At 34.2% G+C, this 15315-nt stretch carries 14 protein-coding genes and 1 other annotated feature; of the genes, 13 read left to right on the top strand and 1 reads right to left on the bottom strand.

What is annotated here, in order from left to right; genetic code table 11:
* Positions 1-74 precede the first annotated feature (74 nt).
* Positions 75-1352 (bottom strand): replication-associated recombination protein A, encoded by a 1278-nt coding sequence (locus MHI02_RS12520; protein ID WP_145542726.1) that lies wholly within the window; start codon positions 1350-1352, stop codon positions 75-77.
* 420 nt (positions 1353-1772) lie between these two features.
* Between MHI02_RS12520 and cymR the strand changes: the two genes are divergently transcribed.
* From cymR to MHI02_RS12455, 13 genes are all read left to right on the top strand, one after another.
* Entirely contained in the window at positions 1773-2192 is a 420-nt protein-coding gene (gene cymR, locus MHI02_RS12515; RefSeq protein WP_047183749.1) for a cysteine metabolism transcriptional regulator CymR, read from the top strand.
* Between the two features lie 48 nt (positions 2193-2240).
* Positions 2241-3389, top strand: a complete 1149-nt coding sequence (locus MHI02_RS12510; RefSeq protein ID WP_047183750.1) for a cysteine desulfurase family protein — start codon at positions 2241-2243, stop codon at positions 3387-3389.
* A gap of 6 nt (positions 3390-3395) precedes the next feature.
* The gene (mnmA, locus tag MHI02_RS12505; protein WP_047183751.1) at positions 3396-4508 is read left to right on the top strand and encodes a tRNA 2-thiouridine(34) synthase MnmA; all 1113 of its coding nucleotides are present in this window, start codon (positions 3396-3398) and stop codon (positions 4506-4508) included.
* A gap of 18 nt (positions 4509-4526) precedes the next feature.
* On the top strand, positions 4527-5198 hold the full coding sequence (locus tag MHI02_RS12500; protein WP_060667926.1) for a tetratricopeptide repeat protein: 672 nt from the start codon (positions 4527-4529) through the stop codon (positions 5196-5198).
* Positions 5199-5210: 12 nt separating this feature from the next.
* On the top strand, positions 5211-7535 hold the full coding sequence (gene recD2 / locus MHI02_RS12495; RefSeq protein ID WP_047183753.1) for an SF1B family DNA helicase RecD2: 2325 nt from the start codon (positions 5211-5213) through the stop codon (positions 7533-7535).
* Between the two features lie 73 nt (positions 7536-7608).
* Positions 7609-7794, top strand: coding sequence for a hypothetical protein (locus MHI02_RS12490; protein ID WP_047183906.1), 186 nt, complete (start codon positions 7609-7611; stop codon positions 7792-7794).
* A gap of 42 nt (positions 7795-7836) precedes the next feature.
* Entirely contained in the window at positions 7837-8910 is a 1074-nt protein-coding gene (locus MHI02_RS12485) for an AI-2E family transporter (RefSeq protein WP_047183754.1), read from the top strand.
* A 183-nt stretch (positions 8911-9093) separates the two neighbouring features.
* Positions 9094-9301 (top strand) — a binding site (T-box leader).
* A gap of 279 nt (positions 9302-9580) precedes the next feature.
* Positions 9581-12220 (top strand): alanine--tRNA ligase, encoded by a 2640-nt coding sequence (alaS, locus tag MHI02_RS12480; RefSeq protein ID WP_047183755.1) that lies wholly within the window; start codon positions 9581-9583, stop codon positions 12218-12220.
* A gap of 85 nt (positions 12221-12305) precedes the next feature.
* Complete coding sequence (locus MHI02_RS12475) at positions 12306-12572, top strand: IreB family regulatory phosphoprotein (protein WP_047183756.1); 267 nt, start codon at positions 12306-12308, stop codon at positions 12570-12572.
* Positions 12573-12986: a Holliday junction resolvase RuvX gene (gene ruvX / locus MHI02_RS12470; protein WP_341165951.1), complete on the top strand. Its 414-nt coding sequence runs from the start codon at positions 12573-12575 to the stop codon at positions 12984-12986.
* A gap of 9 nt (positions 12987-12995) precedes the next feature.
* Positions 12996-13277 carry a DUF1292 domain-containing protein gene (locus tag MHI02_RS12465; protein WP_047183758.1) on the top strand — a complete coding sequence of 94 codons (282 nt, stop codon included), beginning with the start codon at positions 12996-12998 and terminating at the stop codon, positions 13275-13277.
* A 131-nt stretch (positions 13278-13408) separates the two neighbouring features.
* On the top strand, positions 13409-14518 hold the full coding sequence (gene mltG, locus MHI02_RS12460; RefSeq protein ID WP_341165950.1) for an endolytic transglycosylase MltG: 1110 nt from the start codon (positions 13409-13411) through the stop codon (positions 14516-14518).
* Positions 14519-14663: 145 nt separating this feature from the next.
* Positions 14664-15305, top strand: coding sequence for an O-methyltransferase (locus MHI02_RS12455; RefSeq protein ID WP_204797682.1), 642 nt, complete (start codon positions 14664-14666; stop codon positions 15303-15305).
* Positions 15306-15315 lie beyond the last annotated feature (10 nt).

Genomic DNA, 15315 nt, shown 5'->3' with positions numbered 1-15315 from the left:
AAGTACAAACTTTCTTAACTTGAAGATGAGTGTAAATAGGGCATTCACCAGCTCAAAAGTGAATCTCAAGTTTTCTAATTTCTTTTTTCTTGATTAATTTTGTCATAGACTTGTTTTAACGCTTGTTCAAACTTACCAGATTTCTTAGGTTGGTAATAGTGTTTGTTTTTTATAGAGTCTGGTAAATATTGTTGGTTTACCCATCCGCTTTCATAATCATGTGGATAAAGATAATCTATACCTCTTCCTAGCTTTTTCGCTCCTTCATAATGTGAATCTTTAAGGTGTGCAGGTATTTCACCAGCTTTTCCACTGCGAATATCAGCTAGTGCAAGGTCCAACGCTTTATAGGCAGTATTTGATTTTGGAGAGAGACAAAGCTCAATAATAGCGACACTTAAAGGGATTCTTGCCTCTGGAAAACCTAATCTTTCTGCTGCTTGAACAGCTGCTATTGCTCTAGGTCCTGCTTGCGGATTAGCTAGACCAATATCTTCGTATGCAGTTACTATCATCCTTCTTGCAATACTATCAAGATCACCTGCTTCAATTAAGCGCCCTAAATAATGTAAAGCTGCGTCGACGTCACTACCTCGTATCGACTTTTGAAAAGCGGAAATAACATCGTAATGTGCGTCTCCATTCTTATCATGAGAGAAGCTTTTCTTTTGCATACATTCTTCCGCTATTTCTAAGGTAATTTCGATTCTATGATTTTTATCACTAGGTGTAGAAAGAACTGCCAGCTCTAATCCATTTAAAGCCGAACGTAAATCGCCCCCGGAAGCAAAAGCAAAATGATTAAGTGCATCTTCACTAATATGTACATCTCTTGAGCCGAATCCTCTTTCAGTGTGTTGAATAGCACGAGTTAAAGCTGTACGAATATCTTCTAATGTTAGTGGATGCAGTTCAAATAAATGACATCTACTTCTTATTGCAGGATTAATGGCATGATACGGATTACTTGTCGTACAACCAATTAAAGTAACTAAATTGCTTTCTAAATGGGGGAGAAGAAAATCTTGTTTTGCTTTATCAAGGCGATGAACTTCATCAAGTATTAAAACCATGTTTCCCCGCATTTTTGCTTCTTCGACAACTATTTCCATATCTTTCTTTTTATCTGTAACAGCATTTAATAATTTAACTGGAAGATTTAATGTTTTAGCTAATGCTGTTGCCATAGAGGTTTTTCCTGTACCAGGTGGACCGAACAAAATCATGGAAGATAATAGATTGGCTTTTACCATTCGATATAAAATTTTACCCTCGCCAATTAGGTGTTGTTGACCGATTACTTCTTCTATATTTGTCGGACGCATACGATAGGCCAGTGGTTCGTGATTCATTCCATACTCCCCCTTGCCAATGTGGATCAAAATAAGTTTTTTCTTAGAGATTGTTTAAAAAGTCCGGTGAACTTCGACGTTCCTTGTTGGCGATAGCGGAATTTCTACCAAAACCGCCACGTCCTGTGGGCAACGTAAAAGTCCTTTTCATCCCCCTTTTTGAACATCACCATAATATCACTTTTGATGCCACTTGATTTATGATATTTTAGTATAAAGCTTAATTCCAATTCGACATAAATGCAAGAGACATGTTATTCATGCTATAATATCAAGTATTGTGTATTCGGACATACTAGTTTAAAATGATATTTTTAAAAGATCACTTATAAAATATCCGCAGTTTTTTAATAAGGAAAATTTGTTTAAAATAAAAGGAAGAAACTAAAAATTAGATTTATTAAATAGAGGTGCTATAAAATGAAAATATCTACTAAAGGAAGATACGGATTAACGATTATGATTGATTTAGCTAAAAAGCATGGAGAGGGACCTACTTCATTAAAATCCATTGCAAAGGATAATGATTTATCTGAACACTACCTAGAACAACTTGCTTCTCCATTACGTAATGCTGGACTTATTAAAAGTATTCGTGGCGCATACGGAGGTTATGTATTAGCTAAAGACCCAAAGGATATAACAGCAGGGGATGTTGTTCGTGTATTAGAGGGACCAATTACCCTAGTCGAAGGTATTGAAGATGAACCTCCAGCTCAACAGGAATTATGGGGAAGAATTCGTGATGCGATAAAAGAGGTATTAGATAAAACAACACTAGAGGATCTTAAAAATTATGGCGACGGTGAAAAACAACAAGCTTATATGTTTTATATTTAATCGAGGTTAAAACAATGTCGAGAGTTTTGTAGGAAAGGAAAGAAGATAATGGAAGCAATTTATTTGGATCATGCTGCAACAACTCCAATGGAGAAAGAAGTAATTGATGCAATGTACCCAATTTACCAACAAACATTCGGTAATCCTTCAAGTGTCCATTCATTTGGAAGAAAGGCAAGACAATTGTTGGATGAAGCAAGACGTGTCATGGCTCAGAGTATTCATGCTAACGAAAAAGAAATTATCTTTACTAGTGGAGGAACGGAATCAGATAATCTAGCTTTAATAGGAACTGCTTTTGCTAATCGCGATAAAGGAAATCATATTATAACTACGTCTCAAGAACATCATGCAACGCTACATTCAGCTGAATTTCTTGAAAAAAGCGGATTTGATGTAACGTATTTACCTGTCTATGAAGATGGTAAAATTCTAGTTGAAGATTTGGAAAAGTCATTGCGAGACGATACTATAATCGTCTCTGTTATGTATGTGAATAATGAAACTGGTATAATTCAACCAATTCCTGAAATTGGGGAAATGTTGATAGATCATCAAGCTTATTTTCATACAGATGCTGTACAAGCTTATGGTCTATTAGACATTGATGTTAAGGATTTAGGAATTGATTTGTTATCTGTATCATCCCATAAAATATATGGTCCTAAGGGTGTGGGATTTTTATATGTAAAAGATGGGATACCCATTCATACGCTACAATTTGGTGGAGAACAAGAAAGGAAACGGCGCCCAGGAACTGAAAATGTAGTGAGTATCGTGGGCTTTCAAAAAGCGGTTGAGTTGGCAATGGAAAAGAAAGAAGAAAGAAGGAAACAATATCAATCATTTAAGGAATTGTTCTTGCAGGAACTTAAGGAAAATAATGTTGAATTTGAAATAAATGGTGATTTTGACTCTCAGATTTCTTCTATTATTAATATTAGTTTCCCTGGAACGAACGTGGAGCAGTTATTAACGAACTTTGATTTAGAGGGAATTGCTGCATCGAGTGGTAGTGCTTGTACAGCTGGTAGTGTTGAGCCCTCTCATGTACTTTCTGCTATGTTCGGTAAAGGAAATCCTTGTACAACTAATTCTATTCGATTTAGCTTTGGAAACTTTAATACAGTTGAAAATGTTAAAGACGCAGCAAAGCGTGTGGCGAAAATTGTAAATCGACTAACAAAAGGAAAGTGAAAATAAATGAAGGATAATAAAGATATACGTGTTGTAGTAGGTATGAGTGGAGGTGTAGACTCCTCTGTTGCCGCATTATTATTAAAAGAACAAGGCTACGATGTAGTTGGTATTTTTATGAAAAACTGGGATGATACGGATGAATTTGGTGTTTGTACGGCGACAGAGGATTTTGACGATGTTGTTCGAGTATGTAATCAATTGGATATCCCATATTACTCTGTTAACTTTGAAAAGGAATACTGGGATAAAGTATTTACGTATTTTCTTGATGAATATAAGGCAGGAAGAACGCCAAATCCCGATGTGATGTGTAATAAGGAAATAAAGTTTAAAGCATTTTTAGATTATGCTTTATCTCTTGGTGCAGACTACTTAGCAACCGGTCATTATGCGCGTGTAAGGGAAGTAGATGGTAAGATTCAATTGTTAAGAGGGGTTGACGATAATAAGGACCAAACTTACTTCCTTAATCAATTATCGGAGGACGTATTAAGAAAAGTAATGTTTCCTCTAGGAGAAATACCGAAACCAAAAGTACGTGAAATTGCAAAAGAGGCTGGATTAGTAACAGCAACGAAAAAAGATTCTACCGGAATTTGCTTTATCGGTGAACGAAATTTTAAACAATTTTTGAGTGAATATCTCCCCGCTCAACCGGGAGAGATGAGAACACTAGACGGAGAAGTTAAAGGTCGTCATGATGGGTTAATGTATTATACGATTGGACAAAGACAAGGACTTGGTATCGGTGGAGCCGGGGACCCGTGGTTTGTTGTAGGTAAAAATCTTAAGGAAAATGTGCTTTATGTGGAACAAGGATATTCAAACGATAAATTGTACTCCGAAGCACTTATAGCGACAAATCTAAACTGGATTAATCCGGATGATATAGAAAAATCGTTTACATGTACGGCGAAATTCCGTTATCGTCAAAAAGATAGTGGTGTTACAGTTACATTATTAGAAGATGGAAAAGTAAAAGTTGATTTTCATGAAAGCCAACGTGCCATTACACCGGGTCAAGCCGTTGTTTTTTACGATGGGGATGTATGCCTTGGTGGTGGGACGATAGATGAAATTATAAAAAATAATGAATCACTTCCGTACGTAGGTTAGTTTGAGGAGTTTTTTTATATGGATAAAAATACACAAGGCATTGCTTATATGCAAGAACAAAAATATGAAGAAGCGGCAAAGTTATTTAATGATGTAATCGAGGAAAATCCAATTGATCCATTAGGTTATATAAACTTTGGTAACCTGTTGTTGCATTTAAAAGAATATGAACGTGCCAAACGTTTTTTTAATAAAGCACTTGAATTAGATAACAATAGTGCAACAGCTTATTATGGACTTGGAAATCTTTACTTTGAACAATCTCAATTTGAGCATGCAATAACGAACTTTCAAAAAGCGGAACAGTTAGGGCTAAATGAAGCTGATGTATATTTTATGTTAGGTCTATCATTTATGAATCAAGAACAGTTTAAGCTTTCGTTACCATATTTACTAAGAGCAAGTGAACTGAACCATGAAGATGATGATATTCTTTTTCAGTATGGACTTGCCTTGGCGCAGAGTAATATTCTCAATGATGCAAAACAAGTGTTTTTGGATGTGTTAAAACTAAATCCAAATCATTCCGATGCTTACTATAATCTAGGAGTAATCGAATTATTTAATGAAAATATGGAAGATGCATTGAATTGCTTTAATAAGGCGTTAGGAATTCAACCTGATCATTTACTTGCAGCGAATGGGAAGAAGAATGTGGAAAGCTTATTAAAAGAAAACAGCAACGAATAGTGGGGGTTTACCATGGAAAGTGTTCAGAATTCAGAAGACAAAAAGTATATTAAAGGTGAACTACTATATACCATTTTTCACAATGAGCATGAACATTTTTCCATAGCCAAAATAAAAGTTATCGAGACAAATGAAGATTTTAGAGAAAAGGATGTTGTGATCAAAGGGTATTTTTCGAATTTGACAGAAGCAATGTCCTACTATTTTTATGGTGAATTCGAACGTCATCCAAAATTCGGTTTACAATATAATGTTGTCTCTTATCAAACCTTTGTACCTAATTCAGAAGATGGGCTTATAGCCTATCTTTCAAGCGATTTGTTCCATGGTATTGGTAAAAGATTAGCATCACGAATCGTAAAAAAACTAGGTTCGAATGCTATTTCCAAAATATTGGATGATCCAGAAAGTCTTCAGGATATAAAAGGTTTGAAAAAAGAAACTAGAGACAAATTAGTTCAGAGCCTTCAGGAAAATCAAGGATTCGAACACGTCGTGCTTTATTTATCAAAATATCAAATCGGTTTAAAAATGGCACAAAAAATTTTTGCCGCCTATAAAGAGTCATCGATTGAAAATATGGAAGAGGATCCATACCAGTTTGTATTTGATATTGAAGGATTTGGCTTTCAAACAGCTGATGCGATTGCAAAACAGAATGGACTTTCATTAACACATCCTAACCGGATTGGTGCAGGATGTATTTATGTATTACAAAAAAGTGTACAAGATGGTCATGTATATATACCGCTTGATCTCTGTGTGAATGAAGTGAAGGAATTACTTGCTTCAAGTGTTGAATTAACAGACAATCTTATAGCAGATAGATTAGACGAACTTAATCAAGAAAAGAAGGTAATTATTCAAAGTGGTAACGTCTATTTACCGTCCCTTTATTATGCCGAAGATGGCTTTGCAACCCACTTAAATAGAATTATCCAAAACGAAACAGAAGAACGTACCCCAGTGGCTGAATTAATGAAAATTATTGGAGACATCGAAGAACAAGAAGTATTGAGTTATGGAAAAGAACAATTTGAGGCAATTAATCAGGCGATCCATTCTAAAATAATGATTTTAACAGGTGGGCCTGGTACAGGGAAAACAACGGTAATTAAAGGGATTATTAAAGCATATGCCGCTATATTTGACCTATCTTTGAACCCAGGTGACTATAAAAACAAAGCCGATTTTCCATTTGTTTTAGCGGCTCCTACTGGAAGAGCTGCAAAACGACTAAATGAATCAACTGGGCTTCCAACTTCAACCATTCATAGACTTTTAGGTTGGAATGGTATGAACGAATTTGACAAAGGGGAAAACGAACAATTAGACGGGAAGTTTTTAATTGTTGATGAGTTTTCCATGGTAGATATCTGGTTAGCAAATAGTTTATTTAAGGCTATACCAAATGATATGCAAGTATTATTAGTTGGTGATGAGGATCAACTTCCTTCTGTTGGGCCTGGGCAGGTTCTTTCTGATTTATTAAATAGTGGTTATATTCCTTCTGTAAGCTTAAATGAAGTATACCGACAAAAAGAAGGATCAAAGATTATACAACTGGCACATGAAATAAAAAATAATAATTGTACAGTTGAATCTTTAAAAAACGCGAAGGATTTCAGTTTTATTTCATGTAATGAATATCAGATGATTCAGGCGATAACAACTATTTTTGAGAAGGCGAATGCTAAAGGTATCGATTACAATGACATGCAAGTTCTTGCACCAATGTATCGTTCACAGGCGGGGATAACCGTTATAAATGAGCAGCTCCAACAATTGATTAACCCAAGGAAAAAAGGAAAAAGAGAAGTTAGATTCCAAGACGTTATTTATCGTGTAGGCGACAGAGTCATTCAATTAGTGAATCAACCGGAAGATGGGGTTTATAATGGAGACATTGGTGAAATTGTGGCTATCTTTAAGCCTGATGAAAATAAGGAAAATGAAGAACAAATAGTGATTTCTTATGACGATAGGGAAGTAGTATATCCTAGAAAAGATTATGTGAATTTTACACATGCATATTGCATTTCCATCCATAAATCACAAGGAAGTGAATTTCCAATAGTAGTATTTCCGGTAGTTACAACCTATCATAGAATGCTAAGAAAAAATTTATTATATACCGCCATTACAAGAAGTAAGGATTCTTTAATTATTTGTGGTGAAAAAAACGCATTTTTAAAAGGTATCCAAACGATTGATACAAACAGGAGATATACATCACTAAATGAACGACTTTCTAAAAGACTGGATATTGAAAAAATGCAAGTCTTAGAATCTGAAAATACCGATGAAGAGTTATCTCCGTATGATTTTATGGATTAAATAGTATATTTTGGAAAAAAATGGGCAAGCCTATCATTGAAAACTCATCAAAAAAAGAGGTGTTTAGATGATAATGCGTTGCCCTAATTGTAATAGCAAAGATATTGGAAAAATAGGAGCACAGAATTTTTATTGTTGGTCTTGTTTCATCGAAATGACGGTAGTAAATAATGAATTAGCGGTTCATCAAATCGAAGCGGATGGTAGTTTAAGTTCATTAAATGATTTATTTTCGGAAGAAGAACTAAGATTACAATAGAACTCCTTAGTTATAAAAAATAAAGCTAAGGAGGTTCTAATTATGTTTCGTGATGAAAAGAGAATATCAATTATATACTGGCTTATTTTTGGAGTACTATTCATACTTTTTGCTTTTTTACTTATAAAAACCTTTCCTTATTATGGTAAAATCTTTGTTTTCCTATGGAAGCTATTAACCCCATTTTTAATTTCATGCTTAATCGCTTACTTACTATATCCTGTTATTGAAAAGCTTTGTAGTTATAACATTCATAGAGGAATAGCGATTTTACTTATTTATATTTTGTTTTTTGGTGGGGTTGGATATTTGGTATATAAACTTTATCCTTTAATTATCCAACAAATTCAAGATTTGGCTAATCACTTACCAGAAATGACAAAAACGTATCAAACGATGATTTATAGTTTATATGAATATACCTCATTCATGCCGGAAACCGTACACGATAAAATGGATGAATTTTTTATTAATGTAGAGGATTCACTAGATCAATTATTAACAAAAATAATTAGTGGTTATACGAAAATTTTTGATATGGTCATTACCATTACAGTGATTCCGGTACTGGTTTTTTATTTTTTAAAGGACTATGACAAAATCAAATTATTTTTGAAGAAATTCATTCCTAAAAAGTATGAAACACGAACAACCAAAATTGTTCACGCGATAGATGATAGTTTAGGGGATTACATTCGTGGACAATTTATTGTTTGCTTTTTTGTTGGCTTAACAGCATTTATTATTTTCAGGTTTTTGAATATTGATTACTCTTTGTTATTAGGCGTTATTATGGGAGTTACGAATATTATTCCTTATTTTGGACCTATTATTGGTGCAGTACCTGTTGTTATTATAGCTTTTACAACGACAAATTCTATCAAATTAGTCTTATTTGCCGTTGTTAGTATTTTCGTTATTCAAATTATAGAAGCAAATTTGTTATCTCCGTACATAGTAGGTAGGAGCGTGGCGATTCATCCTATTGCTATTATTTTTGTCCTTTTATTAGGAGGTCAACTGTTTGGTGTTATCGGAATGATTTTAGCAGTTCCCGTCATGTCAATTATTAAAGTGATTGTAACACATATTTCTACAATACCTATTCGTAATTGACAAGTACTTTAATATTTTTTATACTTTAATAAAGTCTGTCTTTTTTAAAGGATTAAAGTATAAGGAATTTCAGTTTGTTATGGACACATGACTGCCTGTAAAGGTCTGATAAGTTCGACTAACCATTAGTGGGGGATGAAGGAAATACCTCACTGATGGAAGTCTTCTTTATAATAAATTAATATAAAAACATTGAAGGTGAAAAGTACATGATTATTTGGCTTCTAGAGAAGGGTTTTCATTGGCTGAAAAAAATCCTAGTTCAAAATCATGGAAAGCTACACTGGAGTGCGATTAATACTCGCCGGTTTCATACCGTTATGATGATCTAAGTGATGAACGAAAAATTAGTTCATAAATAGGGTGGTACCGCGAAAATCTCGTCCCTGCATGCATGCAGAGAGGAGTTTTTTTTAGTTATCTAGGAATTCTAAAATTTGTATGGCTGTGGATCACTTAGATACAGAAATAGCCACGTCCGGCTCCAGCGCCCAGCGACTAGCGAGACTTCCTTCACCTCCGTACGATAAGTCAACATCGACTCACTCCGTTCGTCGTGTTTCCTTTATCTCCTACGGCTCAGTCCAGTCCGTACGTCGCTAAACGGGCGCTTGCGCCTTTGTTCTTAAAGATTTCATCATTTAATAAGTCGATATTGGAGGATTAATGTATGAAACAATTAACATCAGCAGAAATTAGACAAATGTATATTGATTTTTTTAAGGAGAAAGGTCATCGCGTGGAACCAAGTGTATCTCTAGTTCCTAAGGATGATCCCTCTCTATTATGGATTAACAGTGGAGTAGCGACTTTAAAGAAATATTTTGATGGTCGTGTTATACCGGAAAACCCACGTATGGTTAATGCCCAAAAAGCTATTCGTACCAATGATATCGAAAATGTCGGATATACAGCTAGGCATCATACGTTTTTTGAAATGCTAGGAAACTTTTCTATTGGCGATTATTTTAAAAAAGAAGCGATTGAATGGGCTTGGGAATTTTTAACGGATGAAAAATGGTTGAATCTTAATCCAGAATTATTATCCGTTACGGTTCACCCAGAAGACGATGAAGCTTATGACTTTTGGTTAAATGATATTAAATTACCGAAAGAAAGAATTATCCGTATTGAAGAAAACTTCTGGGATATTGGTGAGGGTCCGAGTGGTCCAAATACAGAGATTTTTTATGATAGAGGAGAAGAATTTGGAAATGACCCGAATGATCCTGAATTATATCCTGGTGGAGAGAATAACCGTTATTTAGAAATTTGGAACTTAGTCTTCTCTCAATTTAACCATAACCCAGATCACACCTATACGCCTTTACCAAAGAAAAACATTGATACAGGTATGGGATTAGAACGTGTAACTTCGGTAATTCAAAATACACCTACAAACTTCGAGACAGACTTATTTTTACCTATCATCCGGAAAACAGAAGAATTAGCTACTACGACGTATGGGAAATCAATGGAAGGTGATACTGCATTTAAAGTAATTGCTGACCATATTCGAACAGTTAGTTTTGCCGTTGGTGATGGTGCATTACCATCGAATGAAGGTAGAGGATATGTTTTACGAAGACTCATACGTAGAGCTGTAAGATTTGCTAAAGAAATTGGTATTAATAAGCCATTTATGTATGAATTAGTAGAAACAGTTGGGGAAATTATGAAAGATTTTTACCCAGAAGTGTTAAAACAAAAAGAATTTATTGGATCTGTTGTAAAAGTGGAAGAAGAACGATTCCATGAAACATTGAATGATGGATTAGAGATATTAACAACGATTATTGAAAAAGAGAAAGCAAATGGAAGTAAAGTATTCCCTGGGGAGGAAGTATTCCGTTTATATGATACATACGGTTTCCCTAAAGAATTAACAGAGGAATATGTGGAAGAACATGGTTTCTCTATTGATGAAGCTGGATATAACAAAGAAATGGATAAACAACGTAGCCGGGCAAGAAATGCAAGACAAAAAGTAGACTCTATGCAAGTTCAAGATACTGTATTAAGTGAAATTGAAGTTGACAGTGAATTTATCGGTTATGATAATTTAGAGATTGATACCAAGGTTGTTGCATTATTTGACGGAAGTGAAATGATTAATACTGCTAAAACAGGAGATACGGTTTTCCTATTTTTAAATAAAACTCCATTTTACGCTGAGAGTGGCGGACAAGTTGCGGATAAGGGATGGATCTATATTGATAATGCCTCTGCCCTTGTTGAGGATGTACAGAAGTCTCCAAAAGGCCAGAATATTCACCGTGTTATAGTCAAAGATGGAGAATTAAATGTAAATGATATGGTTAAAGCGGCTGTGGATTCTGAATTCCGTAATTCTATTATTAAGAACCATTCAGCAACACACTTACTTCATCAGGCGTTAAAAGATGTACTCGGTTCTCATGTGAATCAGGCGGGCTCTTTAGTAACACCAGAAAGATTACGATTCGACTTTTCTCATTTTAATCCATTATCTGATGAAGAGTTAAGAAAAGTCGAGGAAATTGTTAATGAGAAAATATGGGAAGCCATTCCAGTGGAAATAAGTCTTAAAAAACTACAAGAAGCGAAAGAAATGGGAGCAATGGCACTATTTGGTGAAAAATATGGAGACATTGTTCGTGTCGTGCAAATGGGAGATTTTAGTTTAGAATTATGTGGGGGATGCCACGTTAAAAACACATCCGAAATAGGTCTATTTAAACTTGTTTCGGAAAGCGGGATTGGAGCAGGAACTAGAAGGATTGAGGCTGTAACTAGTAAAGAAGCTTATCAGTATTTAAATGGAAAATTAAATATTTTGCATACATCAGCTAATTTATTTAAATCAAATGAAGAAAGTCTTCCAGAACGTATTGAAAATATGTTCCATGAAATGAAACAATTGCAAAAAGAAAATGAATCATTAAGTGCAAAACTTGCAAATGCAGAAAGTTCGCAGGTTATGGAACAGGTTGAAACCATAGAAGGTGTAACCTTATTAGCTCAACAAGTTCATGTAAGAGATATGAACCAGTTAAGAAATATGATTGATGATTTAAAACAAAAGTTAGGTTCTTGTATCATCTTATTAGCAACAGAAAACAACGGAAAGGTTCAACTTGCTTCTGGTGTATCGAAGGATTTAGTTGAGAAAGGTTTCCATGCAGGTAAGTTAATTAAACAGGCTGCACAAATTTGTGGCGGCGGCGGGGGAGGTCGTCCAGATATGGCTCAAGCAGGTGGTAAAGATCCTGCCAAGATCTTGGAAGCTATTCAATCCGCAAAAGATTACGTGTTGGAGACAATTAAATAAATAATAAGTTTAACTTTATATAAACATATGGTATGCTTCCAATAGTTAAAGAAAATGATAGTTTTTCTAAGAACGGGGTGTCAAAATGAGTTCAATTGATAAAACAATGAAGTTTAACTTTTCTGAAGAACCATACGAACAGGACATAAAAGAAATACTTTTCACAGTCCACGGTTCTTTAAAAGAAAAAGGTTATAATCCAATTAATCAAATTGTCGGATATTTATTATCAGGTGACCCAGCATATATTCCTAGATATAATGATGCCAGAAATCTAATAAGAAAAGTTGAACGTGACGAAGTGATAGAAGAACTAGTAAAATCTTATTTGGAACAAAAAAAGGCGGATTAAATGAAAATTATAGGATTTGATGTTGGCTCCAAAACGATTGGGGTTGCAATAAGTGATGCACTCGGTTGGACAGCACAAGGTTTAACCACCATTTATTGGGATGAAACAAATATAACATCTGCAGATGACGAACTTTCTAAAATAATAAAAGAACATGAAATTGGTAAGGCTATAGTTGGTCTTCCTAAGAACATGAATGGTACAATAGGAGAGCGGGCAGAAGCATCTGAACGTTTTGCAGAACATATTGAAGACACTTTTAACATTCCAATTGTTATGTGGGATGAAAGATTAACAACTATGGCTGCTGAAAGAATTCTGTTAGAGGCAGATGTTAGTCGAAAAAAAAGAAAAAAAGTAATTGATAAAATGGCTGCAGTTATGATATTACAAGGATATTTAGATCAAAAATGAGGTGAGAGTGTGTCGCTGGATAAAAAAGAACGTATCATTGTTCCTGACGAAAATGGAGAAGAACATTTATTTGAAGTTCTTTTTACTTTTGATGTTGATCAAACAGGAGACTCTTATATTGCGGTAGTACCTGTTGAGCAGGCCGATGATGAAGAAGTTGAGGTTTATGCTTTTAAATATGAGGAAACAGAAAAAGAGGATTTGACGTTATTTCCAATTGAATCTGATGAGGAATGGGAAATGGTTGAAGAAATGTTGAATACTCTTGCTGATGAAGAATTGGATTCATAAAATGTGAATGAAACTAAACTGATACCAATTTTGGTGTCAGTTTTTTTATGTTACATAAGTATAAGTATAGTGAAAATCATGGATAATATTAGTCTTTTTTAGTATAATAAGTCGAATGAGGGGGGAACCGAATGTCCAAAAAGAAATCCAAAGGTGAGTTTGTGGACAATCTCATTGCGACTAATGAAGAAGCAAGTAAGGTTAGAAAGATAGTATCTTTGGTAATTTTAGCAATCGTTTTAATAATAGGCATAAGTGGTATAGCAGGCTATTTTTATGTAAAATCTGCTTTAAAACCAGTAGATCCTACCAGCGATAAGAAGATTACCGTAGAAATACCTTTAGGTTCTTCTTCTTCTACTATAGCTAATATTTTAGAGGAAAACGGTGTTATCAAAAATGCAATCATTTATCTATTTTATATAAAAGTAAATAATGAATCTAATTTTCAAGCGGGTAATTATACGTTCACCCCATCTATGACTTTGGATGAAATAACAGAAAGCCTACAAAAGGGAAAAACTACAGCATTATATACTGTTACGATTCCTGAAGGGTTAAATATTGATCAAATAGCTGAAATTTATGCAAAGAACTTTAATTTTTCAAAAGAGGAATTCTTACAAGTCGCTAATGATAAAGACTTTATAGTTAAGCTGATGGAGAAATATTCTATCTTACCTAAAGATATATTAAAGGATGAAATTATTTCACCATTAGAAGGTTATTTATTTGCTGCTACTTATCGATATGATGAAGAGAAGCCTTCGATACAATCAATAATTGAAAAGATGGTTTCACAAACTCAAGATGTTGTATCACCTTATATGGACCAAATAGAAAAAAGTGAATTTAGTCTCCATGAAGTATTAACTTTTGCTTCACTAGTTGAAAAAGAGGCTAGTAATAATGAGCAAAGGAAAGAAATAGCAGGTGTATTTTACAATCGATTGAAAAAAGGAATGCGATTAGAAACAGATCCTACAGTTGCATATGCAACTGGTGAACATTTAGAAACTACTTTATACAAACATTTAGAAGTAGAATCACCGTATAATACCTACCGAATTAAAGGTCTACCGATCGGTCCAATTGCGAATTTTTCTAAAAGCTCTTTAGAGGCGGTATTGCAACCGAAGGGTTCCGACTATTTATTTTTCTTACATGACCGTAAAGGAAAAATACATTATGCGAAAACCTATGATGAACATAATGAAAATAGAAAAAAATATTTGAATTAAAATAAGAAGAAAATAAGAAGTTCATTCATATTTCTAATTTTTTTAGTGAAGAAAGTTTAAACTTTCTTCTCCTGCGTAATGCAGCTAGGGTATTCGCTAGATACTAGCGAATACCCAGTTTCTAATAATGAAAGAGGTACTTAAGATGGATGATTTAATAAATAACTATTTGTTACATACACTTCCAGATAAAAACATTTGGATTAAAGAGCTGGAAGAACAAGCCATAGAAGATAATATTCCCATTATGGATCAGGTTAGTATGCATTTTGTAACGCAAATTATTCAAATTAAAAGACCAAAAAGGATTTTGGAAATAGGAACAGCAATTGGCTATTCGGCACTACGAATGCTAGAGGCAAGTCCGAAATCTCAAATTGTAACAATGGAGAGAGATGAGGTTCGCTATAAACAAGCTATTCAAAATATTAAACTTTTAAATAAAGAAAAGAATATCGATGTTATTTTTGGAGATGCTTTAGAGAAACTCAATGAATTAATGGATACAGACGATAAGTTTGATTTAATATTTATTGATGCTGCAAAAGGCCAGTATCAACGGTTTTTTGAGCTTTCTTTACCGTTGTTGAATTCAGACGGATTAATCATTACGGATAATGTTTTGTTTAGAGGGTTTGTAGCTAACCCCGAAGCCACCCCTAAACGATATGAAAAAATGGTTGAAAAAATAATAAAGTATAATAATTTTCTAATGAATCACCCTGAATTTAATACATCTATCGTGCCAATAGGGGATGGAGTCGCTCTTAGTAGTAAGAAGGTATAAAAGGAGTTAT

Source organism: Oceanobacillus sp. FSL K6-0118 (genome assembly GCF_038006665.1).
GTDB lineage: Bacteria > Bacillota > Bacilli > Bacillales > Amphibacillaceae > Oceanobacillus > Oceanobacillus caeni.
This window is presented reverse-complemented; position numbering and strand designations above follow the sequence as displayed.